19 protein-coding genes are annotated in these 25,841 nt (G+C 54.0%); 6 read left to right on the top strand and 13 right to left on the bottom strand.

Annotated elements, in window-relative coordinates:
* Positions 1-61: 61 nt before the first annotated feature.
* On the top strand, positions 62-1,321 hold the full coding sequence (locus tag CZ787_RS08885) for an MFS transporter (RefSeq protein WP_087108283.1): 1,260 nt from the start codon (positions 62-64) through the stop codon (positions 1,319-1,321).
* On the opposite strand, the gene cobA is transcribed toward CZ787_RS08885, so the two are convergent.
* Together cobA and CZ787_RS08875 are read right to left on the bottom strand one after the other, a co-directional pair.
* Positions 1,286-2,200: a uroporphyrinogen-III C-methyltransferase gene (gene cobA / locus CZ787_RS08880; protein WP_087108281.1), complete on the bottom strand. Its 915-nt coding sequence runs from the start codon at positions 2,198-2,200 to the stop codon at positions 1,286-1,288. The genes CZ787_RS08885 and cobA overlap by 36 nt on opposite strands.
* A complete protein-coding gene (locus CZ787_RS08875) occupies positions 2,160-4,898 on the bottom strand; it encodes a nitrate reductase (protein WP_087108279.1) in 2,739 nt (912 codons plus the stop codon). Before CZ787_RS08875 ends, cobA begins: the two co-directional genes overlap by 41 nt.
* A gap of 781 nt (positions 4,899-5,679) precedes the next feature.
* Here CZ787_RS08875 and CZ787_RS08870 point away from each other — a divergent pair.
* The 3 genes from CZ787_RS08870 to nirD are packed head-to-tail and all read left to right on the top strand — an operon-like array spanning position 5,680 to position 9,892.
* Complete coding sequence (locus CZ787_RS08870; protein ID WP_087108277.1) at positions 5,680-6,963, top strand: NAD(P)/FAD-dependent oxidoreductase; 1,284 nt, start codon at positions 5,680-5,682, stop codon at positions 6,961-6,963.
* A 2-nt stretch (positions 6,964-6,965) separates the two neighbouring features.
* The gene (nirB, locus tag CZ787_RS08865) at positions 6,966-9,476 is read left to right on the top strand and encodes a nitrite reductase large subunit NirB (protein WP_087108275.1); all 2,511 of its coding nucleotides are present in this window, start codon (positions 6,966-6,968) and stop codon (positions 9,474-9,476) included.
* Between the two features lie 26 nt (positions 9,477-9,502).
* Complete coding sequence (gene nirD / locus CZ787_RS08860; RefSeq protein WP_087108273.1) at positions 9,503-9,892, top strand: nitrite reductase small subunit NirD; 390 nt, start codon at positions 9,503-9,505, stop codon at positions 9,890-9,892.
* Between the two features lie 57 nt (positions 9,893-9,949).
* Here the strand turns inward: nirD and CZ787_RS08855 are convergent, their stop codons facing one another.
* From CZ787_RS08855 to CZ787_RS08835, 5 genes are all read right to left on the bottom strand, one after another.
* On the bottom strand, positions 9,950-10,861 hold the full coding sequence (locus CZ787_RS08855; RefSeq protein ID WP_087108271.1) for a GntR family transcriptional regulator: 912 nt from the start codon (positions 10,859-10,861) through the stop codon (positions 9,950-9,952).
* A gap of 10 nt (positions 10,862-10,871) precedes the next feature.
* Positions 10,872-11,603, bottom strand: coding sequence for an ABC transporter substrate-binding protein (locus CZ787_RS08850; protein WP_087108269.1), 732 nt, complete (start codon positions 11,601-11,603; stop codon positions 10,872-10,874).
* Between the two features lie 37 nt (positions 11,604-11,640).
* Positions 11,641-14,328: an aconitate hydratase AcnA gene (gene acnA / locus CZ787_RS08845; RefSeq protein WP_254908595.1), complete on the bottom strand. Its 2,688-nt coding sequence runs from the start codon at positions 14,326-14,328 to the stop codon at positions 11,641-11,643.
* Positions 14,329-14,465: 137 nt separating this feature from the next.
* On the bottom strand, positions 14,466-15,302 hold the full coding sequence (locus CZ787_RS08840; protein ID WP_087108265.1) for an alpha/beta fold hydrolase: 837 nt from the start codon (positions 15,300-15,302) through the stop codon (positions 14,466-14,468).
* A gap of 119 nt (positions 15,303-15,421) precedes the next feature.
* Positions 15,422-15,949: a GNAT family N-acetyltransferase gene (locus tag CZ787_RS08835; RefSeq protein WP_087108263.1), complete on the bottom strand. Its 528-nt coding sequence runs from the start codon at positions 15,947-15,949 to the stop codon at positions 15,422-15,424.
* Between the two features lie 129 nt (positions 15,950-16,078).
* Between CZ787_RS08835 and CZ787_RS08830 the strand changes: the two genes are divergently transcribed.
* Positions 16,079-17,014, top strand: coding sequence for a cation diffusion facilitator family transporter (locus CZ787_RS08830; protein ID WP_087108261.1), 936 nt, complete (start codon positions 16,079-16,081; stop codon positions 17,012-17,014).
* Positions 17,015-17,028: 14 nt separating this feature from the next.
* On the opposite strand, the gene CZ787_RS08825 is transcribed toward CZ787_RS08830, so the two are convergent.
* A complete protein-coding gene (locus CZ787_RS08825; protein WP_087108259.1) occupies positions 17,029-18,201 on the bottom strand; it encodes an MFS transporter in 1,173 nt (390 codons plus the stop codon).
* 136 nt (positions 18,202-18,337) lie between these two features.
* Here CZ787_RS08825 and CZ787_RS08820 point away from each other — a divergent pair, with 136 nt between their 5' ends.
* Entirely contained in the window at positions 18,338-19,738 is a 1,401-nt protein-coding gene (locus CZ787_RS08820; protein ID WP_087108257.1) for a PLP-dependent aminotransferase family protein, read from the top strand.
* Here CZ787_RS08820 and CZ787_RS08815 read toward each other — a convergent pair.
* The 5 genes from CZ787_RS08815 to CZ787_RS08795 all read right to left on the bottom strand — a co-directional run bounded on the left by CZ787_RS08815 (position 19,717) and on the right by CZ787_RS08795 (position 25,821).
* A complete protein-coding gene (locus tag CZ787_RS08815; RefSeq protein WP_254908593.1) occupies positions 19,717-19,866 on the bottom strand; it encodes a hypothetical protein in 150 nt (49 codons plus the stop codon). The genes CZ787_RS08820 and CZ787_RS08815 overlap by 22 nt on opposite strands.
* A gap of 119 nt (positions 19,867-19,985) precedes the next feature.
* Positions 19,986-20,735 carry a FadR/GntR family transcriptional regulator gene (locus CZ787_RS08810; RefSeq protein WP_176372198.1) on the bottom strand — a complete coding sequence of 250 codons (750 nt, stop codon included), beginning with the start codon at positions 20,733-20,735 and terminating at the stop codon, positions 19,986-19,988.
* Between the two features lie 652 nt (positions 20,736-21,387).
* Positions 21,388-22,395, bottom strand: a complete 1,008-nt coding sequence (yiaK, locus tag CZ787_RS08805; RefSeq protein ID WP_087108255.1) for a 3-dehydro-L-gulonate 2-dehydrogenase — start codon at positions 22,393-22,395, stop codon at positions 21,388-21,390.
* 148 nt (positions 22,396-22,543) lie between these two features.
* Positions 22,544-24,121: an aldehyde dehydrogenase (NADP(+)) gene (locus CZ787_RS08800; RefSeq protein ID WP_087108253.1), complete on the bottom strand. Its 1,578-nt coding sequence runs from the start codon at positions 24,119-24,121 to the stop codon at positions 22,544-22,546.
* A gap of 197 nt (positions 24,122-24,318) precedes the next feature.
* Entirely contained in the window at positions 24,319-25,821 is a 1,503-nt protein-coding gene (locus CZ787_RS08795; RefSeq protein ID WP_087108251.1) for a tripartite tricarboxylate transporter permease, read from the bottom strand.
* Between the last annotated feature and the right edge of the window lie 20 nt (positions 25,822-25,841).

The raw sequence follows: 25,841 nt of genomic DNA, 5'->3' as shown, positions 1-25,841 counted from the left end.
TAAGCGATAGAATTATAAAAATTCGCTTGCTAACATTCTCTTGCTAACCAAGATACCGCCCATGCCCCCAGACAACAACACGCCTGCAGCGACCGATGCCCCACTGCTTCCCATTCATCGCCAACCGGGCTTTCTAAGCTTTCTTCTCTCCCGCCTTGCAGCCGTTTTTGCCATGCAAATTCAAGCCATTGTGGTGGCCTGGCAGGTATATGACATTACCCGTGATGCCATGTCGCTTGCCTATGTGGGGCTTGCGCAGTTTTTGCCTATGGTGATTTTACTGCTGCCCGCCGGCGATGTGGTCGACCGTTTTCCGCGCAAGCGCATTCTGCAACTCAGCTGGGCAGTACAGGGCATTTGTAGTGCACTACTGCTTTTATTGGCGCAGGCCAATCACGGTAGCGTTATTGAATTTTATGTTGTGCTGGCTCTGTTTGGCTGTGCTCGGGCATTTACCGGCCCCACGCTGCAAAGTATGTTGCCCAATATTGTGCCCCGCGCTCAGCTTGCCCAGGCCATTGCGCTGAATAGCTCGATCATGAAAGTCGCAGTGATTAGCGGGCCATTGCTGGGCGGCGTACTTTACAGTGTGGGCGGCGGCAGCCTGGCTTATGCCGTGTGCTTGGGCTGCTTTATCGTCGCGCTGGCCTTACTGATGCTGGTACCAGTGCGCTATGTCGAGAAAGCCAAGGTATTAGAAAGCACCGCTTGGAAGCGCTTTTCCGCCGGCATTCGTTATATCCGCTATCAGCCGATTATTCTGGGCGCCATTTCGTTGGATCTATTTGCCGTGCTGCTGGGTGGCGTCGTGGCGCTGCTGCCCATTTACGCTCAGGAAGTTCTGCATGTTGGCCCTGAAGGGCTAGGTGCATTGCGCAGCGCAATTGCGGTGGGTGCATTATTGATGGGGCTTTATCTTGGCGTTCGCGGCATCAAGCGCCGCGCCGGGCATGTGATGTTTGCCGCCGTGGCCGTGTTTGGCCTAGCGAATCTGGTGTTCGCCTTCTCAACCCTGTTCTGGGTGTCAATGATCGCCATGCTGGTGGCGGGTGCGGCCGATATGATCAGTGTTTATGTACGCACCACTGTGATTCAGCTGGCCACGCCGGATGAAATGCGCGGCCGGGTGAATGCCGTCAATATGCTGTTTATTGGCTCAAGCAATGAGTTGGGCGAGTTCCGCGCAGGCAGCATGGCTGCCGGGTTTGGCGTAGTGCCCGCCGCGGTGATTGGCGGCGTGGGCACGTTGGCGGTGGTCGGCCTGTGGATGCGCCTGTTCCCAACGCTACGTCAGGTCGACCGATTCGATGATGCCCGCTGAGGCAAGCGCATTAGCGGGGCTGCTCGCCACCATACTCACCACGCTGCCCACCAGAATCACGCAGGGTGATGGCAGCGGATGATCCGCCAGGCGTTGGGGCATATCGTTAAGGGTACCCACCAATGCCTGCTGTTCAGGCAGGCTGGCATTGGCTACCAGCATAATCGGCCACTCATCGGGCAAGCCGGCCTGACGTAGCCCTGCGCAAATGGCCTCTACCTTGGAAAGCCCCATATAAAACACCAGGGTTTCATCGCGGCGGGCCAGAGTTTTCCAGTCGGGCGCGCCGCCCTCACGGCATAGCTGTGCGGTAATAAAGCGCAGCTGCTGAGAGTGGCCCCGGTCGGTTAGCGGGATCCCCAGGCTTGCGGCGGCGGCAGACGCCGCAGTAATGCCGGGCACGATGTGCGCGGGCACATTGGCATCCGCCAGAGCGGCAAGCTCTTCGCCCATACGCGCAAATATGCCGGGGTCGCCGCCTTTCAAGCGCACCACCGATTTGCCGGCGGTCGCCAGCTTGACCATCAAGGCGCCAATTTCCGCTTGAGGCATACTGTGATGGCCACTGGCCTTGCCAACGTAGTAGCGCTCGGCGGAAAGCGGAATCAGCCCCAGCACATCATCGCCGACCAAACGGTCATACACGATGGCATCGGCCTGCATTAACAGCCGGGCGGCTTTCAGCGTTAACAGCTCCATATCGCCACTGCCCGCGCCCACCAGATACACATGCCCGGCCGTGCATTCTCCGCGCAGCTTAAGCGAAGGAGTGCTTGAGGCGCTGCGCGTGGAGCGCTGGAATGGCGACAGCACACGCTGCGTAAAGCGCATCGTGGCCTCAGGCCACTTCTGTAGTAGACGCTTGCTTAGCACGCGCATGTGAACGCTCCTCTTCAATCAGGGACTTCAATTCAGGCAAACAACTACCGCATTGGGTTCCACAGGCAAGCCGTGCGCCCAATGCTTCAACGCTGGCATCACCGGCACGAATAGCATTAACAATCATCGTTTGGCCCACCTGGTGGCAACTGCATACCACAGGGCCGGTATCGGCGGCGCCATCGTCACACCCCGCTAACAGCCGGCGCCGGTGCTTATCACTTATGACTGTTTCATTAAAACGCGCTTCAAGCCAGGCAAGCCCGGGCAATTCGCGCGGCGGGCCGACCATCAGCCACCAGCGCAGTTTGCCCTGCACAATAGCCGCAGCGCGCAGGCGGCCATTGCCGCTGTCTTCACACCACAAAGAAGCCCCTTCGGGTAGCCACGTAGCGAGCAGCGCCACCCAGTCATGTACCGGCTTTGCATCTGCCAGCTGCCAGCGCTGGCAGCCCTGCATGGGCACGCGCGCCCAGTAATCGCTTTTACACCACGAGGGCGCTTCCTGCTGGCTATTATCCCCTAATGGGTGAGCAATCAACAGCGTTGCCTCCCAAGCCGTGTTAAGCGGCGCCAACGCCACCGCGCCGTGCTTGGTTTCCGGCTGGCCTGAAACGGAGTCGGTGATGGATTTTAGCAGGGCACCGCTACGCGCCGATTTACTGAACGCATCGCTCCAGTGCATGGGAATAAACACCTCACCACGCCGCTGGGCGCTTGAGATTCGCACCCGCCCCCGGTACTCGCCGCTGGCGGCGGACAATACTGCCAGCTGCTGGTCGCCAATGCCATAGTTCGCGGCATCGTTTGGGTGGAGTTCGATAAACGGCTCATAGCGGTGGTTCATCAGCCGGGGGGCGCGCGCCGTCCGCGTCATGGTGTGCCATTGGTCGCGAATACGCCCGGTATTCAGGCGCAGCGGATAGGCGTCACTTAAGCGTTGCTCCGGCAAGCGCGGCGTTATGGCGATGAAATTGGCTCGCCCATTAGGCGTGGCGAATTCACCGTCTTCAAACAGCCGCGCCGTTCCGTGAGGTGCTGAAGACGTCACCGGCCATTGAATTGGCGCCAGCGCGTCGTAGCCCTCGCGCCCAAGCCCCACCAGGCCGGAAATATCGAATAGCCGTTTACTCGTCCCTTCATTCTCGAAAGCGGAAAGGCGCGCGTGCTCATCAAAAATCTCATGGGGATAGGTATAGTCAAACGCCTCATGAAAGCCCAACCGCTTGGCGGCTTCGCACATAATCCACCAGTCGTGACGCGCCTGGCCTGGCGCAGGTAGCAAACCACGCTGCCGTGAAATACGCCGCTCGGAATTGGTCACCGTGCCATCTTTTTCAGACCATCCCGTCGCGGGCAGGATAATATCGGCATAGGCCAGCAGATCAGTATGGCTGACGCACTCTGACACAATCACCAGCGGGCACTTTTCAAGCGCACGCCGCACGCGGGCGGCATCCGGCAAGCTGACCGCCGGGTTTGTGGCCATTATCCACAGCGCCTTTATGTCGCCCCGCTCAACCGCGCCAAAAAGCTCAATCGCCTTATAGCCGGGCGCCTGGGGCAGTTCGGGCGTTAACGTTTCCGTCGCCCAGAAGCGGGTGACTCGGCCGAGGGCACCGGGCGTGTGGTAATCCATATGCGCGGCCAGCTGGTTGGCAAGCCCGCCCACTTCGCGCCCGCCCATGGCATTGGGCTGGCCGGTAATCGAGAAAGGCCCCGCCCCCGGCAATCCGATTTTGCCGCCCGCCAGATGGCAGTTGATGATCGCATTGCACTTATCGGTACCGCTGGTGGATTGGTTGACGCCCTGGGAGTAGAGCGTCACGACATGGAGTTGGCTGGCAAACCAGTAGTAAAAGGTCTCTAGCCGCTCAGGGTCGATATCACATATGGCCGCTACGTCGTTAATACCATACTGGCTCGCGGCTAGCAGGGCTTCGTCGAAACCTTGTGTATGACGATCCAGATAGAGTTGGTCCAGCTTGTTATTCTCAGCCATCCAGGCCAGCAGGCCGTTGAAAAGCACCGCATCGCTGCCGGGGGCGATGCCCAGGTAAAGGTCGGCAATCTCGCAGCTGTCGGTCACGCGCGGATCGATCACCACCACCCGCATCAGCGGATTGCGCGTTTTGGCAACCTTCAAACGCTGATAGAGCACTGGATGATTCCAAGCCAGATTCGAGCCCACCAGCACCACCAGTTCAGCCTCTTCAATATCTTCATAGTTGCAAGGAACGGCATCCGCGCCCAGCGAGCGTTTATACGCCGCTACGGCAGAGGCCATGCAGAGTCGCGAGTTGGTATCCAGGTGTGGCGTGCCTAAAAAGCCTTTAAACAGCTTATTGGCCACATAGTAATCTTCGGTTAATAGCTGGCCTGAAAGGTAGGCACCCACTGACTCAGCACCGTAAGTTGCGCGAGTCGCCTGCAACCGCTCTGCCAAGGTGGTTAACGCCACATTCCAGTCAACCGCTTGCCCATCGACCCAGGGCGTGGTGAGCCGGTCATGCTGGCCAAGTGTTTCTTGCAGTGCCGAGCCTTTAACGCATAGCCGACCAAAGTTGGCGGGATGGTCGCGGTCGCCTTCAACGGCGCTGATTGTGCCGCCAGCTACAGTGGCGGTGACGCCGCAGCCGACACCGCAATAAGGGCACGTCGTGTTTGCTTTACAAGCCGAGCGTGTGGCCTGGGACATACTGATTTCCTCCCGCTTAAAAAGCAAAAAGCGCCCAAGCGAGCCTCACAAGAAGCCTGCCTGGACGCCGTTGTCTCAGGGACACCTGCACCGGTGCCAAATGTCGCACTGCCGGGATTGGGCACATTTATTAATGGCCTGTCGTCTAATGGCATTAGCGTTGTTATTTGCCCGTCAAACTCGATGGCTGCCTTTTATTGTGCCGATAAACCCGTCTGTGCTTTGTTGCTTGTTGATAAGGTAATAGCAAGGCCTACGCCAACAAGCCAATTAAAATAAAAACACCAAATTAAACAGAAGGTTAATAACCAATAAAATATCTTTCGACTTATCTTGTAGGCAGGTTTTTTGCTAACGCTGACTACTCACGGTGCATTCTTACCGCTTAGCGCACCAATAGCGTGCGCAGGCTGAGCGTAAGCGGCTGAAAAGGCGCTGCCTTCAATCTATCTCTTTAAATCAAAGCATTGATAATCAATATAAAAATAAATAATAGCCGAGGCTTGGCTGATAAATTGCCCTGTACTGGTTAGATAAATTCAAGCTTAGCTGGCAGCCAACGGTGGCTGCTCTGTGCGAAACCCAGCTAACGGGTTTGGCCTCAGCTACCGGGCAACGAAGCCCCTGAGTCTGCTTTCCTGGCAATCCACTTGCCTGGGGCGCTAACTCAGGGGCTTTTTTATTGGTTTTTCTTCAGCGCTGCGCCACGACAGCATTTATCGCTGCCGCGTATTTGTAGATAGGCATTTGTAGCCAAGCGCTAAACAGTAAGGAGCAACCCATGATCGCTATCTCTCGGTGCTCGCCTGATGATCACTTAGTCGTTATCGGCAACGGCATGGCGAGCCATCGACTGCTAGAGGCCGTCATTAAATTGCCTCATCGACCCCAGCAGATAACGGTGATTGGTGCAGAAGCATCTCCCGCCTATAACCGGATACTGCTATCGCCCCTACTCGCCGATGAAATGCCGCCTAGCGCTCTCGCCTTGCGGGGCCCTCAGTGGTACGCCAAGCACGGTATTACCCTGCACCTGAATGAATGCGTGCTGGAGATCGACCGTGCAGAGCAGCGCGTTGTCACCACCTGCCGTACGCTGACTTATGACCGCCTGGTGATTGCCACCGGCTCACGCCCGACGCTACCTGAGGTACCCGGCATTAACCTTAACGGCGTGTATGGGTTTCGTACCCTGCAAGATGCCGACACGCTCGCAACGCTTGCCCGACAGGGCGGCGAGTGTGTCGTGGTCGGCGGCGGGCTGTTGGGCCTGGAGGCCGCCGAAGGGCTTCGCAAGCGTGGCGCCAGCGTCAGCGTTCTACAACGCAGCGAGCGATTAATGAATCGTCAGCTGGATAGCGTGGCCGCTGAGCTGCTTGAAACGACGCTTGCCAAGCGTGGCTTAAATATTTTCACCCACGCACGCATCAGCCACTTTGAAGACGACGGCGCGGGAAGCTTAACCGCTGTCGTACTCGAGGATGGCCATCGCCTGCCTGCTCAGAGCGTTATCGTGGCAACCGGCGTTACGCCTAACGCAGAGCTGGGCCATCAGGCAGGCCTGGCAACGCAGCGCGCCATTATGGTTGATGACACGCTCACTACCTCTGACCCGCATATTCATGCATTGGGCGAGTGTTGCCAGTTCGAGCAGCACACCTACGGCTTGGTCGAGCCGATCTGGCGCCAGGTGGATGTGTTAGCCAACACCCTGTGCGGCGATGGCAGCGCCCGCTACCGTGAAGCGCCGACCGCCACCAAGCTTAAAATCAGCGGGGTGGCCCTCTACGCATTTGGCCCCATCGTGGCGGCGCCAGAGCATGAAGTACTGCATTACAGCGACCCAGAAAGCGGAGATTACCGCCGCCTGTTACTGCGCAATGGCAAGCTGGAAGGCGCCGTGCTGTATGGAGATACCCATTCTGGCCCCTGGTATTTCGCCCAGGCGCTGGCCAAAACCAATCTTGGCACTTGCCGCCAGGCGCTGCTGTTTGGTGAAGCCGATGCCAACGCCCTGCTTCTTGATAATCCGTCCACTCCCTCATCGACGCTGGAGGCAGCTTAGCCATGTCCACCACTTCTAAACGCAACGTGGTTATTATTGGTAACGGTATGGTCGGCCACCATCTGGTCGAGCAGCTGGTTGAAAACGGCGCCCTGACGCAGATGAACGTCACCGTGTTTGGCGAAGAGCGCCACCGCGCCTACGACCGCGTGCACCTTTCCGAATACTTCAAAGGCCGCGACGCCGAAGCGCTGGCCCTCTGCGATGCCGATTACTACGCACGCCATGGCGTGACGTTCAACAGCAGCGAAGCGGTTGTATCCATCGACCGCGCAGCAAAAACGGTGGCCACCGAGCGCGGCCATTACGCCTACGATCACCTGGTACTGGCCACCGGCTCCTACCCCTTCGTGCCACCCATTCCCGGCAATGATCGCGAAGGCTGCCTGGTGTATCGCACGCTGGATGACCTGGACGCCATACGCGACGCGGCGCAAAGTGCCGCCACCGGTGTCGTGGTGGGCGGCGGCCTGTTAGGTTTGGAAGCTGCCAACGCACTGCGCGGATTGAATCTGGAAACCGCGGTGATCGAGTTCGCTCCACGCCTGATGCCCATGCAGGTAGATGCTGAGGGCGGCGAGCTGCTGCGCGAAAAAATCGAAGCCTTGGGTGTTCAGGTACTGACCGAGCGGGCCACTCAGCGCATTGAAGATGGTGCAGCCAGCCGCCATCGCATGGTGTTTCAGGATGACAAAATACTGGAAACCGACCTGATCGTGTTCTCGGCGGGTATTCGCCCCCGGGACCAGTTGGCCCGGGAGTGCAGCCTAGAAATCGGCGAGCGCGGCGGCGTGGTGATCAACGATCAGTGTCAAACCAGCGACCCGGCGATTTTAGCCATTGGCGAAGTGGCGCTGTGGAATCAGAGCATTTTTGGCCTGGTGGCGCCTGGCTATCAGATGGCAAAGACAGCGCTTTCGACACTCACCGACGGCAACGCTTCTTTTGTTGGTGCCGATATGAGCACCAAGCTTAAACTGCTGGGTGTGGACGTCGGCTCGATTGGCGATGCCCACGGCAACCAAAATCCCGGCGCGCGGATGTTTCGCTACCTTGACCCACTTACCCAGATTTACCGCAAGATGGTGGTCTCAAGCGACGGCAAGAAGCTCTTGGGCGCCATGCTGGTGGGCGATAACAGCGTCTACGACACCTTGCTTCAGTACTACGCCAACGGTATCGAGCTACCCAAAGAGCCCGCCTCGCTGATTCTGCCTCAAAGCGGCGCTGCGCCAGCACTGGGCCCGGACGCGCTGCCGGAAACGGCGATGATCTGCTCGTGCCATAACGTGACCAAGGGCAGCATTTTCGCGGCCATTGATGCTGGCGCCAGCGACTTGGCATCCGTGAAAGGTGATACCCGCGCCAGCACCGGCTGCGGTGGCTGCGCATCGCTTTTGAAAAGCGTGGTGGATCATGAGCTGGCCGCACGCGGCGTTGAGGTGGACAAGTCGATTTGCGAGCACTTTCAGCACACCCGCCAAGAGCTTTACGACATCGTGCGTGTGGAAGGTATCAAAACCTTCAGCGAACTGATCGAAAAGCACGGTGCTTCTGGCGCCCACCACTTGGGCTGCGATATCTGCAAGCCCGCCGTGGGTTCCATTCTGGCCTCCTGCTTCAACGAGCCGATTACCGATGCCGCGCATATTCCGCTGCAGGATACCAACGATACCTTCATGGCCAATATGCAGAAGAACGGCACCTACTCGGTAGTACCGCGCATCGCAGGCGGGGAAATCACGCCGGATAAACTGGTGGTGCTGGGCCAGGTGGCTCAAAAGTACAGCCTTTATAGCAAGATCACCGGCGGCCAGCGGATTGACCTGTTCGGCGCCCGCCTGGAGGACCTGCCTGATATCTGGGGCGAGCTGATCGAGGCCGGCTTTGAAACCGGCCACGCCTACGGCAAGTCGCTGCGTACGGTGAAATCCTGCGTGGGCAGCACCTGGTGTCGTTACGGCGTGCAGGACAGCGTGGGCATGGCGATCAAACTTGAGAACCGCTACAAGGGCCTTCGTGCACCGCACAAGATCAAGTTTGGCGTATCAGGCTGTACCCGCGAGTGCGCCGAAGCGCAAAGCAAGGATATCGGGATTATCGCCACCGAAAACGGCTGGAACCTCTACGTGTGCGGCAACGGCGGCATGCGCCCACGCCATGCCGAGCTGTTTGCCACCGATCTTGACAATGAAGCCCTCTACCGCACCATCGACCGCTTTTTGATGTTCTACGTGCGCACGGCGGATCGCTTGCAGCGCACCTCGGTATGGCGGGAAAACCTGGAAGGCGGGCTGGAGTATCTAAAAGAAGTGATTCTCGACGACAGCCTGGGCATGGGCGAGGAACTGGAGCGCCAGATGCAAACCGTAGTGGATAACTATCAGTGCGAATGGGCAGGCGCCATCAGCGACCCGGATAAACTCAAGCGCTTTAGAAGCTACGTCAACGACAGCCGCCCAGATCCGTCAATCATCATGACCAGTGAGCGCGGCCAGCTACGGCCTGCCTAATCGTCATCATTTCAAAGGGCTACTCCATGACCGCTACCGCAATGAAGCAAGCAATGGTTACACAAAGCAGACAGGTACCGACCGGCCAGAAACTGTGCAGTAAAGCCGATTTGGTCGCGTTTTCCGGGGTTGCTGCGTGGTTTGAAACGCCACAGGGGCCAAAGCAAGTCGCGCTATTCTACCTACCCGGCCACCCGCGTGAACTTTACGCCATTGACCACCACGACCCGTTTTCCAACGCCAATGTCATCGCCCACGGCATTGTGGGCGATATAAAGGGCGCCGCCGTGGTGGCTTCCCCCCTCTACAAGCAGCATTTTCGTTTAGAAGATGGTCAGTGCCTGGAAGATGACAGCGTCACGCTACGCACCTGGAAGGTGAGTTTTAAAGGGGTTGATGTGTGGATTGAGGAATAAGCCACATAGGCGAAGATACCCATGCAAGAAGCAGCTTCATCTTTCCCTGCCGCGCCGTTAACGGGCAAAGATACCTTGAGCAATGCGCATTTTTTCCTGACGCGTTCGCTCCAGGTGTTCCGTTAGATAAACAGCCGCTTGTTGATTATCCCCCGCCTCCAGCAGATCAAGAATCGCCAAGTGCTCTTTATACTCGGGCACTGGCGATTCACGCCGGGCATAAACGTGGTATTCAATCAGGCGACGCAACCGGTTAGCGCGTTTAAGGCTCTCAATCAGAAACTGGTTATTTGAGCCATTAACGATGCTTTCATGGAAGTAGGTGCCGTTTATATACATTTGGCGTTCAGAGATCGTGCTACCTTCTTCAGACACGGCCTCGGTTAATGACTGCCTTAACTGACCGAAGACTTTTTCATTAACCTGGTAGCCAGGCTCTCTTAACGCGGCGGGCTCAATTAACAGACGAAAACGAAAACACTGATCATACGTTGCTTGAGAGGTTAAGAATTCGTTAAATTCCCAGCCATAGCCCAAAAGCCTGGACACCCAGCCTTCGGCCTCCATGGCATGCATCGCTTGAAGGACCGTGCTACGACCAAGCGTATATTTTTTAGCAAGTTCCGCCTCGGTAATTTTCCCGGCGATCTGATTCTTTAAATAATCGACGCCAATCGTAAAACATAGTGGCGAGATAGAAGACCCTTGCTCTAGCGGCTCGTCAGCATCGGCAAAAAGCCCACGCTTGGTATCCACTAAAAAGAAGCCGCGATTAGGCTGACGCTTCACCACCCCCTGCTCTTCCAAAAACTGAAAGGCCGCGCGAATGGGTGTTCGGGAGACCTTCAATTTCGTTACATAGCTCGCCTCCGTCAGGTGGCTCCCTACGGGTATAGCCTCTTCATTAATCAACGTGTGAATACGCTTTGCCAAAAGCTCAGCGGTAAGAGGTGATGCACTATTAACCACGACCTATCCTTTACGCGCTTGGCGCGACCGAAGCACCCTGAATATTATGCTTGGCTAACAAGCGAGCAACATCCCCTTCCGCTTTTGCCTCTTCAATAAACGCGGATAGAAAAGCAGCGGCTTCCCGAGGCCGGTTTTTCGGAACGCCCATCGCCTGCTGGATCGTCATAAAGTGCCCAGGCAACAGCCGCAAACCACCAAACTCCTCAATACCCGCTTCCAGCTGCTGCTTCACGCCTGCGGCGATATCCAGCTTGTGTTCAATAAAGAACGCCACCACTTTCGGAGAAGTAGGTGCTCTAACCAGCTCGGCGTGTTGAATAGCGCGGCTAAGGTAAAGATCATAAGCACTGCCCTTACCAACCACGATCTTCTGACCATGGCGGTCAGCCTCTTGCTGATCAGTAATCGGCGAATCCTCGCGCACCAGATAGCAGCCTTCTATCAGCACGTAGGGCGCGGTGAATTGAATACTTTCAGCGCGTTTGGGGTCTAGCGCAAAAAAGCCCATATCGGCCTTTTCATCGCTGACAACGGCAACGGCCTCACCGGCGGAAGCATATACTTGAAGCTCAAGCTCAACGTCCAGCCTGTGCGCAATCATCTTTGCCAAATCAACCGAAACGCCGTAGGGCTGCTGATCAGCATCGAGCCCCGCCAAAATTGGGTTACCCACGTTAATAGTGGTGCGCAACACGCCGGTAGGCGCCATTAGCTCTCTTAGCTTGTTAATATCGTTCACTTATCACTTTCCTTATGAAGGGTTTGGCCAGCATTACTCAGGCCAATGTTTTTTTCAGTAGAGAGGGAATAACGCCGCCTTCTTTAAGCAGTACAATTTCTGCCTGCGTATCGACCTGGGCGATAGTCATTAGCGACTCTATCTCGCCTTGCGCTCTTAAAATATTAACCGTAATTCGAGCACGAGGGGTTAGCGTTTCGGCCTGCGCCTGAATGTCGATTTGATCACCCGGCTCAATATTCAGCGTGGTTGAGCTAACGCCCGCGGGTAAGTTCAGTGGCAAAATTCCCATGCTGATCAAGTTTGAGCGGTGAATACGCTCAAAACTTGCGGCGAGCACCGCACGAACGCCCAGCAACCGCTGACCTTTTGCAGCCCAGTCTCGCGATGACCCCATACCGTAGCGCTCACCCGCGACGATCACAACGGATTCATTGGCTTCACGGTAGCGCCTGGCTGCCTCAAAAAGAGGCATAACATCGCCGCTGGGTAGATGACGCGTATGTGCAACCGGTGCATCAGGGGCGAGATAGTTTTTTAACGTTTTATTGTGGAAGGCGGCCCTTACCATGACCTCCCAATTGCCCCGGCGTGAGGCAAATACGTTCAGATCGTCACGACGTTCACCGCGCTCAACCAGATAGTCAGCGACACGGCTATCAGCCGGAATGGCGCTGGCAGGTGAGATATGGTCGGTCGTGACATCATCACCGACTATCAGCAGCGGGTAAGCAGTGTAATGGCCTAGCTGGCTGCCCTCGGATACCGAAGCAAACGGTGGGCGGCGCAGCGTGTTAGAGGCTTCCTCCCATGGGAAGGTCGCTGTTTTAGGCGCATCCAGAGCCTCCCAACGGGCGTTACGGCTTGCCTGTTTGAAATCTTTTGCAAAATCGGCAGCGTTCAGCGCCTTGGCTAATGCGGCATCGACGTCATCCCTAGCAGGCCATAAGTCACGCAGGTAGATACTCCTACCGTCATACTCCGCCAGTGGCTGCTTGAAATCATGCTCGGCATTACCTGCCAAGGCAAAACCCACGACCAGCGCAGGCGACATGATAAAACCCAGATCAAGGTCTGGGTGCACACGGCCTGGGAAGTTTCGATTACCCGACAGCATCGCTACTGCACGGCAGTTGCCTGCTTTCTGTGCCTGCCTGATCTCTGGGGTCAATGGCCCCGAGTTACCGATGCAGGTGGTACACCCATACCCGACGATATCAAAACCGATAGCGGCCAGATCTTCCATTAGCCCCGCCCGCTTGAGATAGGTAGCCGCTGCTGGTGAGCCTGGAGCAAGCGAGGTTTTTACCCAAGCAGGCGGTGTTAACCCATAGCGGCGAGCCTTTCTGGCCAATAGCCCTGCGGTGATAATAAGGCGTGGATCGCTCGTGTTGGTGCAGCTGGTAATGGCAGCAATCGCTACGGGGTGGCGGGGCAGGTCTGAAACTGCGCGGTGAGATACTGCACTTGGCTTAAATTCAAGCTGTGACAACACTTCTCCCACATCGGTGTAGCCATGCACATCCTGGGGTCGCGTAGGCCCGGCGACCTGTACACCAATAACGCTTAAATCAATCTCTATACACTGTGTATAGGTAGGCTGCTCATCGGCTTCAAACCAAAGCCCTGTCGCTTGGCAATAGTGCTTTACCCGTTCAACGGCTTCTCTTGAACGCCCTGTTTGGTCAAGATAGCGCAGGGTTTGCTCATCCACCGCAAAAAAACCGGTAGTGGCGCCGTACTCAGGCGCCATATTTGCCACGACTGCACGATCACCGGCCGTTAATGTGCTCACGCCCGGTCCAAAAAACTCAACGAACTTGCCCGTTACGTTCAGCGCCCTCAAGCGCTGAGTGACTATCAGCGCCAAGTCGGTGGCCTGTGCATGTGGCGCCAGTGTGCCTGTCAACTTAACCCCCACCACGTCAGGAATGCGTAGCATGGTGGGTACACCAAACATTACCGTTTCCGCCTCCAGGCCACCTACTCCCCAGCCCAATACACCAATGCCGTTAATCATTGGCGTATGGCTATCGGTACCTATCATCGTATCGGGCACCATCCAGCACTCATCATCCCGCTCTTGAGTGGTTACGACGGTGGCCAGTTGCTCAAGGTTTAGCGTGTGCATAATACCGGTGCCCGGCGGGTGAATGGTCACGCCTTCAAGTGCGCAGGAGGCCCAGCGTAAAAAACGATACCGCTCGTGATTACGGCGCATTTCATGCTGAAGGTTGTCTTCTGAGGCGCTGATGCTGGCGAACACTTCTACAGCAAGCGAATGATCTACTGAAACATCTACCGGCAAATGCGGCTTAAGCACTTCAGGGTCACCACCCGCCTCACGTATCACGTCACGCATAGCGGCAATATCCACTAACGCAGGTGTACTCGTTGTATCGTGCATCAATATCCGCCCCGGCTGAAAAGCGATTTCATCACTGCTCGTGCCGTTTTCCAGCCACCTCAAAAGCGCTTGAGCACTGCGCTTACGCTCCTCCCCCGTCGTATTACGCATAATATTTTCAAGCAGAAGGCGCAGCACATAGGGCAGCTTGTGAAGCGCCTCGCCGAGTAATTTGGGTAGTTCGATAATCGCGTAATCATGGCCCTTGAACGTCAAATAGCCGTGCGTGTAGTGGGTTAGCTTCTCAATATTGTGCATAGTTCGCCGCCGTATCTGACGATTGTCGTTATTGATTGATGAGTCGATCTCAGGCGTCATAATTGCACTTTACGTCTCAAAAATACAATTTATTGTTTTAGCCGATTTTCTGCTTTGGTGAAATCCCAGTTCAGTTTTCCCCAACGAAAACGCCGCCTATCAAGGCGGCGTTAGAAGCGCGTTACAACCATTAGCCATTAAGCATTAAGAAAATTAATCAGCGCTTTATTAAACTCATCAGCGTGGGTGGCGTTAATCGCATGCGGGCCGCCTTTAATAACATACGTTTGGGACTTGGGTAAAAGCTCGGCGGCACGCTTACCGCTAACCTCAAACGGAACGATTTGATCGCCGTCGCCATGGAGTATCAGCGTAGGCACGTCGATTTTGGGCAGGTCTTTGCGAAAGTCGGTATAGCTAAACGCTTTAACGCACTCATAGGTGGCTAGCGGCGAGGCAAAGGCGGCGATATCGCGATGATAAAGCCGATTGGGCTCGCTGATTAAATCGCTGTTCTCCGCGGTTGAGAAAAAATCTTTGGTGAAGTCTTCCAGAAAAGCGATTCGATCACCGCTGACACCTTCCAAAAACCCGTTAATGGTCGCATCGTCCAGACCGCCTTCCGGGTTGTCATCTGCCTTATAAAGATACGGAGGAACGGCGGCGGAAAATACGCATTTTGTCACGCGGCTAGTGCCGTAACTTCCAAGATAGCGGGCCACTTCGCCACCGCCCATTGAGAAACCCACTAGCGTAACATCGTGCAGGTCCAGCGTATCAATGAGCTTTTTTAGGTCACTCGCAAGCGTATCGTAGTGATAGCCGCCGTCTGTCTGGGTTGATTTGCCAAACCCACGGCGATCATAGGTAATGACTTTATAACCCGCCTGCACTAGCGCTGGTACCTGCTTTTCCCAAGAACGACCGCTTAATGGCCATCCATGGATAAGCACCACAGGTTTGCCTGCACCATATACCTCGTAATAAATCTCTACCGGCGTTCCCTGTTCTGTCCCCGCGCTTAACATTGGCATCGTTAGCCCCTCCTGATTGGCTGCGTATTGATCAACGGCATGCCTTCAAGGTAGTACACGCTTTTTAACGTTACCAAGGTACGCAGCACAGAGCGTTGCTGGGCTCTATAACGCCGCTTTCAGCAGATTGCATTCAAGACACACTGATATACCAGGCAATCAACGCGCTTGTCGGCCACTCGGGAGTGCGCTGGCAAGATATCCATGGCATCGAAGCTGGCTTTCTGCAACACGTGCTGAGAGGCATCGTTCTCGACAGAAACAATCGCCGTTAGCGTAGTGAGACCATAGACACCACGCGCTTCCTTCATTAGATGCTTAAGCGCCCTATAAGCAACTCCTTGACCACAGGCACTTTTTGCAATGCGATAACCTACCTTCGCTTGGTTTTCGTCAATATCGCGCAAATTGGCGCGGCCTATAAGCATTCCTCTATTGCGTATCAACAGCGGGCTCATTCGACGCTGGGCATTCAGGGAAAGGCACTCAACAATATGCTGTGAGACGCCTTGAGGCGTATAAAAATGCCTATAACGCGCTTCAATATGCTGCTCAAACCAGGCACGTTCGGCGGTTTCAAACGCCAACAGGTCGACAGCGTCCTCAGGGGTTAATAGCGAAAAGGTTAAGTCCTTGGCATAACGCATAACGTCCTTCTCTTTGTGAGTGCTTTGTCACTCGCCTTTGTGGCCTTAATGCATAGCTTTCGTTGGTTAGAAGATGACAAATATTGCTATGCTTGCGGGTTATATCACTGGCGGCGGGGCCAAATATCCATGAAAACAGAAACGCGTACGCTGGCATTTTCCGCCTTTATGGCGTTCTTGATTGGCTGTGCCGGGATTACCGCTACACTCGCCTCCAATTCCCAGGCTATTTTGCTCGATGGGTTATTTAACCTAATCTACTTTAGTGTAGCTTTAGTGACGATCAAGGTGAGTAAATTAGCCAGCCGTCCTGATAGTGAATCTTATCCGTTTGGATACAGTTACTTCGAGTCGCTGGTTAACCTGTGTAAAGGGTTATTAATTCTGGGTGTTTCCATCTTTGCTTTGGTCGATGCCATTGTCGCGCTCCTCTCAGGCGGGCGAGAGATTGCAGCGGGCCTTGCGGTCATCTATGCCCTGTTTGCCACACTTGCCTGCTCGCTGACCGCTTGGGTAATGCACCGCAGCCAACGCTACACCGCAAGCCCTCTGATCGCGGCCGACAAACTCAACTGGATCGTCAATAGCGTGATTTCTGCTGCGGTTCTCGCGGCATTCTGCCTGGTAGTACTCCTTGAGCAGTTAAATTTGAACACGCTAGTGCCGTATATCGATTCGGTACTGGTTATTGCGGTCGTCGTGCTGTGCTTGGGCGTGCCTGTACGCATGGCCTCCCAAGCGCTGAAGGAGTTACTCAATAAAACGCCCGAAGAAGCCATTGCTGCCCCTGTGCGCGACGCTATCTCTCAGGCACTGGCAGAAACGCATACCCAAGAAGTCCGTGTGCGTATGGTACGTCCAGGGCGCCTGCTTTACGTTATGGTGCACGTGGTGCTGCCTGATGAAGGCGTCACCACGTCGTTAACCGCTCAGGATGAGCTTCGCGCACGGATTGATGAGCAGGTGCGGCGCTGCTATGCACCGGTCGTGTGCGATGTGGTGTTTACCGCAGACACGCTATGGGCAGCGCCCTCTTGTGGGTTGCTGATTGAGCGACACACGTAAGCGAAGCGCACGGCTTATGGCTGGCGAATGGCCGTCAGCCGCTTGGAAGATTTGTTCGGGCCGATGAGCAGCAGACTAACCGTGGCAATGGCGCCCACCAGTAACGCCACGCCAAATAGCGTCAATGCGGCTACATGGCCTACTGAATCAACAAGGGCTCCCGTTGTAATTACCGGGAGGCTAAATCCCACATACGCCATCAAAAAATAGCCGGCGCTTGTCTGGGTAGAAGACGGGCCAGCAATGGCGAGCACTCCGCTTAAGCCACCCAAATAGATAAACCCATAGCAGGCGCTGCTGGCCGCAACTGCTCCCAGTAACACAGCTATCAGGCTCCCCTGAAGGGCGCCCCAGGCAATTAATCCGTAGGCGAGAGGTAAAATCATCAACCCCAGCACCGTGGCCTTCACGGGTGCCAAGGCGCGTGCCCAAGGCTGAAACAGTACTCCGCAGCTGCAAATGCCAAACGTGGCAAAACCACTCCAGGGTGTTAAACCGTGCTGGCTTAACGTGGAAGGCAATATAGCAATCACCAACCCTACGGTTGCCCATGCAAGTAAAATGGCTAGCCCAAAGCTCAGTGTTCCCGGCGGATAACCTGGCAGTCGCCACATCGCACTTTGGGTAACAGCAGGTGCGATATTTTTTAGTGGCATCACTGCAACTAACGCAATGGTGCCTACGCCCAGATACAGCCATAGGCTTGGCGGCGTCACACTGGGCGTATGGAGAATAAACAAACTGGTAACCGCCGCACCCAAACCAAACCCAAGCGCGGTACTGGACGTTACGTACGTCGTTGCCATGCGACTGTCGTCACTATTAAGTAACTGATGCATATATCCAGGCGCGACGGCTGAGGTCAGCCCGGTACCAATGCCTAATAAAAAGCGCGCAACCCCCAGCGTTATCAAGCCAGGCATCAATAGGGTTAGCGCAGTGGCACTTAAACAGAGCAGAAGTGCGACAATAATTAGCGGTTTAGGACCCACCCGATCCGCCAGCCCATTAAGCCCCAGCAATACCGGCATGACGCCCGCGACGTAACAGGCAAACGCGAGTGTGGCTGCGCCCACGCCTACGCCTGCTTTCGCCGCCAGAATATCGTAAAGCGGTGCCTGTAAATTAACCGCAGTGGTAATCATACATAGTGCAAAAGCCAACCGAGGCGCGTTATATCGGTCCATCTTTTTTCCTAAACGGGTCATGGGTTAAGCCATTACGCTCGCACCCTTCCCGCCTAGAGGTAAGGTACACTTATCCATCATTACCCAAGCACTGTTCCTGCGTTTTTGAGAACAGTGGCCGGCAGCAGAGATTTTTATGAAACTTCAGGTCGACCGACATGCCGCTTCCCCGATTGCGCAGCAGCTTGAAGAGAGTATTCGCCATTGGATTCAAGAGAATGGAGCGGGTGGGCGTCGCTTACCTTCCATACGCCGCCTAGCGGCAGAGCTCGATATTAGCCGTAACGCGGTTATTGACGCCTACGAACGGTTGGTGGCTATTGGCTTGGTTCGCTCAAGACCCGGCTCCGGGTTCTTTATCGCTGATGGCGCTGCCGTTACTCCCCAACCATCGTTAGCCTCTACCCCTCTTCAAGAAGTTACCAATGGGCTGTGGGGGCTTTTTAGCGCTAATGAGCACTCGCTAAAACTGGGCTGCGGGTGGTTGCCTAATGCTTGGCGCGAGAGCGAAGACCTGACCTACGCCATTCGCCAAGTGGCGCGTAAAAGCCAATCAGGAATTTTTGAATACAGCACGCCCCAAGGACTGCAGGAGCTTCGCAGCTTGATCCAGGAGCGCTTGCGCCCCCTCGCAATATCGGCAAGTGCTGAGCAAATTGTCATGACCAGCGGCGGCAGCCATTCACTGGATTTATTGGTGAGAATGCTGCTTGAGCCCGGCGACGTGGTGTTTGTGGAATCGCCGGGCTATTACAACCTATTCGGCTTGCTGCATTTACAGCGCGTTCGCGTGATAGGAATACCGCGCCTTGCTGATGGGCCGGATATTAACCGTTTGGAAGCCCTCTTAGCAGAGTACCGTCCCAGGCTTTTTTACGTGAACAGCGTGTTTCATAACCCTACCGGCAGTTCGCTCACACCGGCGATTGCACATCGCGTTTTACAGCTCGCCGAGCAGTACGATTTCACGATTGTAGAAGACGATATCTACGCTGATTTTCAGCACACCCCGACCACACGGCTCGCCGCACTGGATGGTCTTAAACGGGTTATTTACCTATCCAGCTTTTCCAAAACGCTCACCTCATCGCTGCGGGTCGGCTTTATAGCCGCCCCGCCTTCACTAGTGCAACGGCTTGTGGATATCAAGATGTTGACCAGTATTTCCTCCTCCCGTTTTGCTGAGCAGGTGCTGATCACGCTGCTTCAAAACGGCAGCTATCGAAAACTCGCTGAACGCTTAAGGGCCCGGCTCTCCAACCAGATGGCACTGGCGCTTACGCAGCTCAAGCAAGTCGGTTGGGTGGTATTCACTGAACCGGCAGGCGGCATGTTTGTATGGGCCAAATCGCCGGTAGAGAAGGAGGCACTAATGGAGAGCGCACGCCGTTTTGACATCATGCTATCGCCCAGCCACTTGTTTTTCCCTGACAATCAAACAACGCCATGGCTGCGCCTGAATATCGCCTATCTGCAGGACCCAAGAGCTAAAGCGTTTATTGCCGCCAATAGCGATCAAGGCAACACGCCAAAATAGGTCATCAAACCAACGATGACGCTGATGGTGATGGTGATAAAGGACATGAGTGTGCTCGCCATCAATGCACCGGCAGCCACGTTCCCCATACCATAACGCTGCCCCAGTAAAGGATAGACACTTACCATGGGCGCGCTGGCAGTTACGCCACGTAGTTGCAGCCCATAGAGTGCGCCTCCGATGGCATTTCAGGCCTGAATTGGCATTCGCTTCTCTGGATAGAGAGAGCCGATAGATATTCTCTGCGCTATTTTAAATCACGATACTGGGCATAGGTATCTCGAGCCCGGCCAAGATGCTGACGCATCATTTCTCGTGCGGCATTGCCATCACGGCATAAAATAGCATTGAGAATTTGGACATGCTCTTCTTGCACCCGCTCCAGATAGCGCTGAGAAGAAAGCGGATTAATATCATTACTCAGAAGCTTGGCTCGTGGAATCACGCTTTGACTCCACTGCTCATAGAACGATTGAAAAAAAGGGTTTTTAGTCGCCGTAGCAATTGCAAAATGAAATAGATAATCTTCTTCCCGAGCCTGGGACTTGGTTTCATAAGCGTTGGCAAACGCTTGGTGTTGGAATTCCAAGCGCTGCCGGTCTTCATCATCGTAGCGCAGGGCTGCCAACTCGGCGGCCGCAGGTTCCAATGTTAAGCGCAGCTCCAAAAGATGCAAAATATCTTCCACCGTAGTGGGATTGATACGCTCTGCTGGAAGCGCCTTCAATTTAGAAGAACGCAGAACGGACGTACCTACACCACGCCGGGTTTCTACCAACCCTAATGATTTTAGATGAGTAATGGCTTCTCGGATAACGGTACGGCTTACACCAAAGGATTCACAAAGGCTATTTTCTGTTGGCAATTTATCACCTACCGCCACCTTGCCTTGTGTGATAAGCGCCTCTAACTGATCCGCCACATGAACAGACAAACTGCCCTGCTGAGCGACTTTATTGACCTTAAATGACGCCGTACTAGGTGTCTGTTTGATCATATCAACGATCCTTTCCATTTATTTACTTGTTTGTACTATATCGTACAAACAAAGTTATATAAGTACTATTAGGCTTTATAAGGATGCCCAGCGAAGAAAAATTTTCCTCCATGCTACCGTACTGTTTCCTTACCGTGTTCAACGTAAAGATATTTGCTATGGTCGGCTGATATAAGGTATTAACTCGAGGCTTTTTTCAGCCACCATAGGAGACCTGCTACCCTTTCAACAGGCGTTTACTCACTCAAGGGGTCTATTAGAACATACGACATATACCACCTAACATCAAAAGAGCAATCGCTTTTGCAGTATACCTTTTCCATCTTATGCTGCGACTACTCTGTGCTTAAATTTAAAGCTATACAAAGTTTCAGGTTTCTTCCTCACAATAATGTTTTATGTCAATCTATTAATTTCATAAAAGCGCTCGACTACTAGCAGCAAATGAGGGGGAAATTGGCTTAAACTCATATAAAACATCGCAACTCCCTCAGTCATAGGCGCCTAGTTAAGATAATGGCTTCTCCACACACATTGATGTCAAGTTTTATTTAGCCACTATATTTAAACTATCTAATCATGATGAAATCCAATATATACTTAGCAAACCATACACTATCTCAAACAATCATTAACCTTTGTTAACATACAGCTAGATAGCTAACTCACAAACAGCTTGCCATAAAGTATCATCAATTGAGATTAACTCACGACCATATCGCTGTCGAAAAGTAGACTCTCCCGGCCAACGTACTTTGCATCCTTGCTTAGCGGGCCTAGTGGCGGCTAAATGCGTCTGAATTCCCTCAACAAGGGCATCACAGGCCGCACGGCTACCCAGCTGCTCTGGATCAAAAACCATAAACACTTGGCAACTACCACCACCGCTTCCACGCTGAACTGCATCAATTTCATGGCTTGGCCTCCCTTGCGCGAGTAAAGCGGCCATTGCATCAAGTAGAATCGCAAGCCCTGACCCCTTCCAATAACCGGTTGGAAGCAAGCGCCGTGTCGCGGCGATAGCTGCAGGATCGCGACTCAACTCTCCACGTTCATTGAAACCACCATCAATAGGTAATTGTTCACCTTTTAACTCTGTTGTTTGCAACTTTCCGTAGGAAAATTGGGACATCGCCATATCGAGTACTAGTGGGCCTGAACTATGCGGTACAGCCATCACTAATGGATTATTACCGATAGACTGCGATACTCCTCCCCAAGCAGGCATACAAGACTCGGTATTGGTCCACATAATCGCAGCGAACCCTTGCTCAACTGCACGCCATCCGTAACTTCCTCCACGCATCCAATGGGTAGTATCACGTAACGCTACCAGCCCCATACCGTGTTCACGCGCTAATGCGATTGCTCGATCTGTTGCACTAAGAGCGTTAAGCACACCAATGCCTTGGCCTCCGTCAAGCACCTCAATCGCTCCTAACCGCTGTACAACGCTTGGCGTAGCATTAATATTTATCCATCCACGTCCAACATATTCAATAAATCGAGGGATCCGGCCAATCCCATGAGAATGGACACCATCGCGAGTACTTTCAGCATGAATTTGGGCACAGACTGCAGCATCATCTGGTGTGAGACCCGCCTTTAATAGTGCCTTTTCAAGGGTATTTTGCAATGTCGCAAAGTCAACGTCAGCCATATTTTCTCCAAACATAATGAAGGTGCTTTTATACTCAGGCGAAATAAAAGGACTTAATATAACCGTGCATATTTTTATATTCGTAGCTTAAAAAGGCCACTCGTGAGAGCGGCCTATGTTGTCATTAACATTTATACACGCGAACGTCTTAACTCTCTCGTGCACCATCGACTAAACGACGTAGTTTTAATGGGTTTTCCTGTTTAATAGCAGCGGGCAATAGCGCATCAGGAAGGTCTTGATAGCAAACCGGCCGCAGAAAGCGGAAGATTGCTGCCGTACCTACAGAGGTAGTACGTGAGTCGGATGTTGCTGGGAACGGCCCGCCGTGAACCATTGCATCACACACTTCAACCCCGGTTGGCCAGCCGTTAACCAAAATACGACCTGCCTTGCGCTCCAGCGTCGGCAACAACTCTCGCGCGGCTTCCAGATCAGCATCATCCATCTGTAGCGTTACAGTCAGTTGGCCTTCCAAATGCTCTGCAACTTGCGTGAGTTCTGCGGTATTAGCACACTCAACGATTAACGAGGTCGAACCAAACACTTCTCCCTGCAATGCTTCATTGCCAAGAAAATCCTGAGCGCTGGCTACGAACAAGCCGGTTTGACACTGGTTGGGGCCATCACCCTTCCGCCCTCGCGCGATTTCTTGCGCCTTACCACTGTCGGCAAAACTCTTCACGCCGCTTTCGTAGGCTTCGAAAATACCTGGCGTCAGCATTGTTTGCGCGCCACTCGCTTTAACGGCCTCACCTGCGGCTTCGATAAAGGTGTTTAGCTCGGCCCCCTTAACCGCAATGACCAGCCCTGGGTTAGTACAGAACTGGCCTGCGCCCATGTTGAGTGAGCCAACAAATGCCTTGCCCATTTCTGCGCCACGCGACTTGAGGGCCGCAGGTAGCGGGAAAACCGGATTAATAGAGCTCATTTCAGCGTAGAAAGGAATCGGCTCGGGCCGTGATTGAGCAGCTTTCCAAAGCGCCAAACCTCCACTTCTAGAGCCTGTGAAGCCAGCAGCCTTGACACGTGAATCAGAAACCAAGGCAGTCCCCACTTCTCGGCCAGAACCAAACATCAGCGAGAAAACACCTTCTGGTAAAGCGCACTTTTTAACTGCAGCCTGTATAGCACGGCCAACCAGCTCACCGGTTCCAGGATGGGCAGCGTGAGCCTTAACGATGACAGGACAGCCAGCCGCTAGTGCAGAAGCGGTATCACCGCCAGCGACAGAAAATGCTAGCGGAAAATTACTCGCACCAAATACAACAACCGGGCCTAGTGCAATATGACGCTGACGAAGATCAGAACGTGGCATAGGCTGACGATCAGGCATAGCCGGATCAATGCGTACGTCCAACCACTCGCCAGCGCGTACAGTTTTTGCAAACAGACGTAGCTGTCCACAGGTGCGCCCGCGCTCCCCCTGAATTCGAGCCTTCGGCAAACCAGACTCAGCCACTGCGCGCTCAATCAGGTCCTCGCCAATCACTTCAATCTCATCAGCGATAGTTTCCAAGAACCTGGCTCGGTCCTCAAGTGAAGTTTCACGATAAACATCAAAGGCGTTCCAAGCCAACTCGCAAGCCCGCTCGACTTCGGCTTGAGTACCACCCGCATAGGCCGGTTCAAGGAGCTCGTTGGTTGCTGGGTTTATTGCCTGAACGGGACTACGGCTACCTTTAACAGCCTGTTGTCCTATGAGCATTTCACCTGTCAGATTCATCTTGCCTCCTAAATGAGAGTGGTTTTCGTAGTTTCTCGGTTTAGACCAAGCGTTACTTACATTTTTCTCGCGCATCTAGCAGTACCGCGAGCACAACCCAAAACTTGTTGCTTTGATTGTCTTCAACCGCGCTGAGGAATTAGGCTACTTCGCTTTCGCGACGCGCACTTTTTTACCGCTATAACTTTCGAGTATAGCTAGCCCGAAGCAGCGTTTTTCTGGTTGGTACGATAGTTCTGCCACAACGTTAGCACCAACAAGGCCAAAGCAATGATCAAGAAGGTGATACTGATGGGACGTGTAAAGAACGGTGTCCAGTCTCCCTGGAAGGACTGTAACCCTCGACGTAAATTTGACTCAGCAATCGGCCCTAAAATCAGCCCTAGAATGACGGGCGCAGTCCCGAAACCATAGCGGTTAAGGAAATAGCCTAAAATGCCAAAGCCAAGCATTAAGTAAAGATTGAATACATCTCCATCCACGCCGTACACGCCGATAAAGCAGAACACTAAAATGGCAGCAAGGAGCTGTTTTCTAGGCACAGTAAGCACCCGAATAAATAGCTTAATACCGAGACACATAATCAATAGCATGAAGATGTTGGCGATCAGATAAGCTAGAAAAATGCCGTATACCGTGCCACTTTGATCCGCAAATAGAAGGGGGCCTGGAGTGATCCCTTGAATCATCAACCCACCGAGCAGTACCGCCGTCGCTGCTTCGCCTGGAATCCCCAGTGCGAGCGTAGGTATCAGTGCCCCACCAAGCAATGCATTATTGGCGCTCTCTACAGACACAATACCCGACGCATGACCCGAACCGAATTTTTCGGGGGTTTTGGAAAAACGTCGTGCTTGGTCATAGGCTACCAGTGAGGCAATACTCCCCCCGGCGCCTGGGATAGGACCGACCACCGATCCAGAAATCACACCGATTACGACAGCTTTCCAGTGTTTCAACGTTTCAATAAAACGCGGGCGTGCAATATCAATGCGATGCGCACTTTCTTTCATTCGCTCGTGAGGGTCGTACTCAAATGTATCTTTAAGCACCTGAGAAACGGCAAATAGGCCAATGAGAGCTGGCAATAAATTAACCCCTGTCAGCAGCGAAAGTTCGTTAAAGGTAAATCGGCCCACGCCGGTAATAGGATCGGTTCCGATAGTCGATACAAAAAAGCCGATCAGGCCGGCAATTAAACCTTTGAGTAACGACTTACCAGCGACAGAAGCAATGATAACCAAGCCAAAGATACTCAAAGAAAAGTATTCAGCAGGGCCGAATCGTAGGGCGAACTCAGCGATGGGCGGCGCCAATAGGCTGAGAATAACCATGCTCGCGACACCACCAAAGAAGGAGGCTACGATCGCCAAGCCAAGTGCACGGCCCGCTTCGCCCTTCTGAGCCATGGGAAAGCCATCGAAGGTGGTGGCTACCGATGAGGGGGTCCCGGGAATATTAAGCAGTATCGCAGGAATTGATCCGCTAGCGCCGGCGCCACACAGAGCACCTAGCAGCATACCTATTCCCGCGACGGGCGGCATACCAAAGGTCACCGGCAACAGTAGCGCTATCGCCATTGCCGAGGTCAAGCCGGGGAGCGACCCCATAATGATGCCGAGCAGAGTACCGCCAGCAATGGCCAGTAACGTGCTGATTTGCAGCACCATACCTAGGCCATCGAGATAACCTGAAATCATATAAGTCTCCCAAATCTCAG

The sequence above is a fragment of the Halomonas citrativorans genome, from assembly GCF_900163645.1.
In the GTDB taxonomy this organism is placed as follows: domain Bacteria; phylum Pseudomonadota; class Gammaproteobacteria; order Pseudomonadales; family Halomonadaceae; genus Vreelandella; species Vreelandella citrativorans.
Note: the sequence above shows the minus strand (reverse complement) of the source record. Positions and strands in the feature narration are given on the sequence as shown.

What these genes read in the sequence shown, in the direction of transcription:
- CZ787_RS08885 (WP_087108283.1), top strand. Translation starts at nt 62, where the DNA reads ATGCCCCCAGACAACAACACGCCTGCAGCGACCGATGCCCCACTGCTT.
- cobA (WP_087108281.1), bottom strand. Translation starts at nt 2,200, where the DNA reads ATGCGCGTGCTAAGCAAGCGTCTACTACAGAAGTGGCCTGAGGCCACG.
- CZ787_RS08875 (WP_087108279.1), bottom strand. Translation starts at nt 4,898, where the DNA reads ATGTCCCAGGCCACACGCTCGGCTTGTAAAGCAAACACGACGTGCCCT.
- CZ787_RS08870 (WP_087108277.1), top strand. Translation starts at nt 5,680, where the DNA reads ATGATCGCTATCTCTCGGTGCTCGCCTGATGATCACTTAGTCGTTATC.
- nirB (WP_087108275.1), top strand. Translation starts at nt 6,966, where the DNA reads ATGTCCACCACTTCTAAACGCAACGTGGTTATTATTGGTAACGGTATG.
- nirD (WP_087108273.1), top strand. Translation starts at nt 9,503, where the DNA reads ATGACCGCTACCGCAATGAAGCAAGCAATGGTTACACAAAGCAGACAG.
- acnA (WP_254908595.1), bottom strand. Translation starts at nt 14,328, where the DNA reads ATGACGCCTGAGATCGACTCATCAATCAATAACGACAATCGTCAGATA.
- CZ787_RS08840 (WP_087108265.1), bottom strand. Translation starts at nt 15,302, where the DNA reads ATGCCAATGTTAAGCGCGGGGACAGAACAGGGAACGCCGGTAGAGATT.
- CZ787_RS08835 (WP_087108263.1), bottom strand. Translation starts at nt 15,949, where the DNA reads ATGCGTTATGCCAAGGACTTAACCTTTTCGCTATTAACCCCTGAGGAC.
- CZ787_RS08830 (WP_087108261.1), top strand. Translation starts at nt 16,079, where the DNA reads ATGAAAACAGAAACGCGTACGCTGGCATTTTCCGCCTTTATGGCGTTC.
- CZ787_RS08825 (WP_087108259.1), bottom strand. Translation starts at nt 18,201, where the DNA reads ATGGACCGATATAACGCGCCTCGGTTGGCTTTTGCACTATGTATGATT.
- CZ787_RS08820 (WP_087108257.1), top strand. Translation starts at nt 18,338, where the DNA reads ATGAAACTTCAGGTCGACCGACATGCCGCTTCCCCGATTGCGCAGCAG.
- CZ787_RS08815 (WP_254908593.1), bottom strand. Translation starts at nt 19,866, where the DNA reads ATGGTAAGTGTCTATCCTTTACTGGGGCAGCGTTATGGTATGGGGAAC.
- CZ787_RS08810 (WP_176372198.1), bottom strand. Translation starts at nt 20,735, where the DNA reads ATGATCAAACAGACACCTAGTACGGCGTCATTTAAGGTCAATAAAGTC.
- yiaK (WP_087108255.1), bottom strand. Translation starts at nt 22,395, where the DNA reads ATGGCTGACGTTGACTTTGCGACATTGCAAAATACCCTTGAAAAGGCA.
- CZ787_RS08800 (WP_087108253.1), bottom strand. Translation starts at nt 24,121, where the DNA reads ATGAATCTGACAGGTGAAATGCTCATAGGACAACAGGCTGTTAAAGGT.
- CZ787_RS08795 (WP_087108251.1), bottom strand. Translation starts at nt 25,821, where the DNA reads ATGATTTCAGGTTATCTCGATGGCCTAGGTATGGTGCTGCAAATCAGC.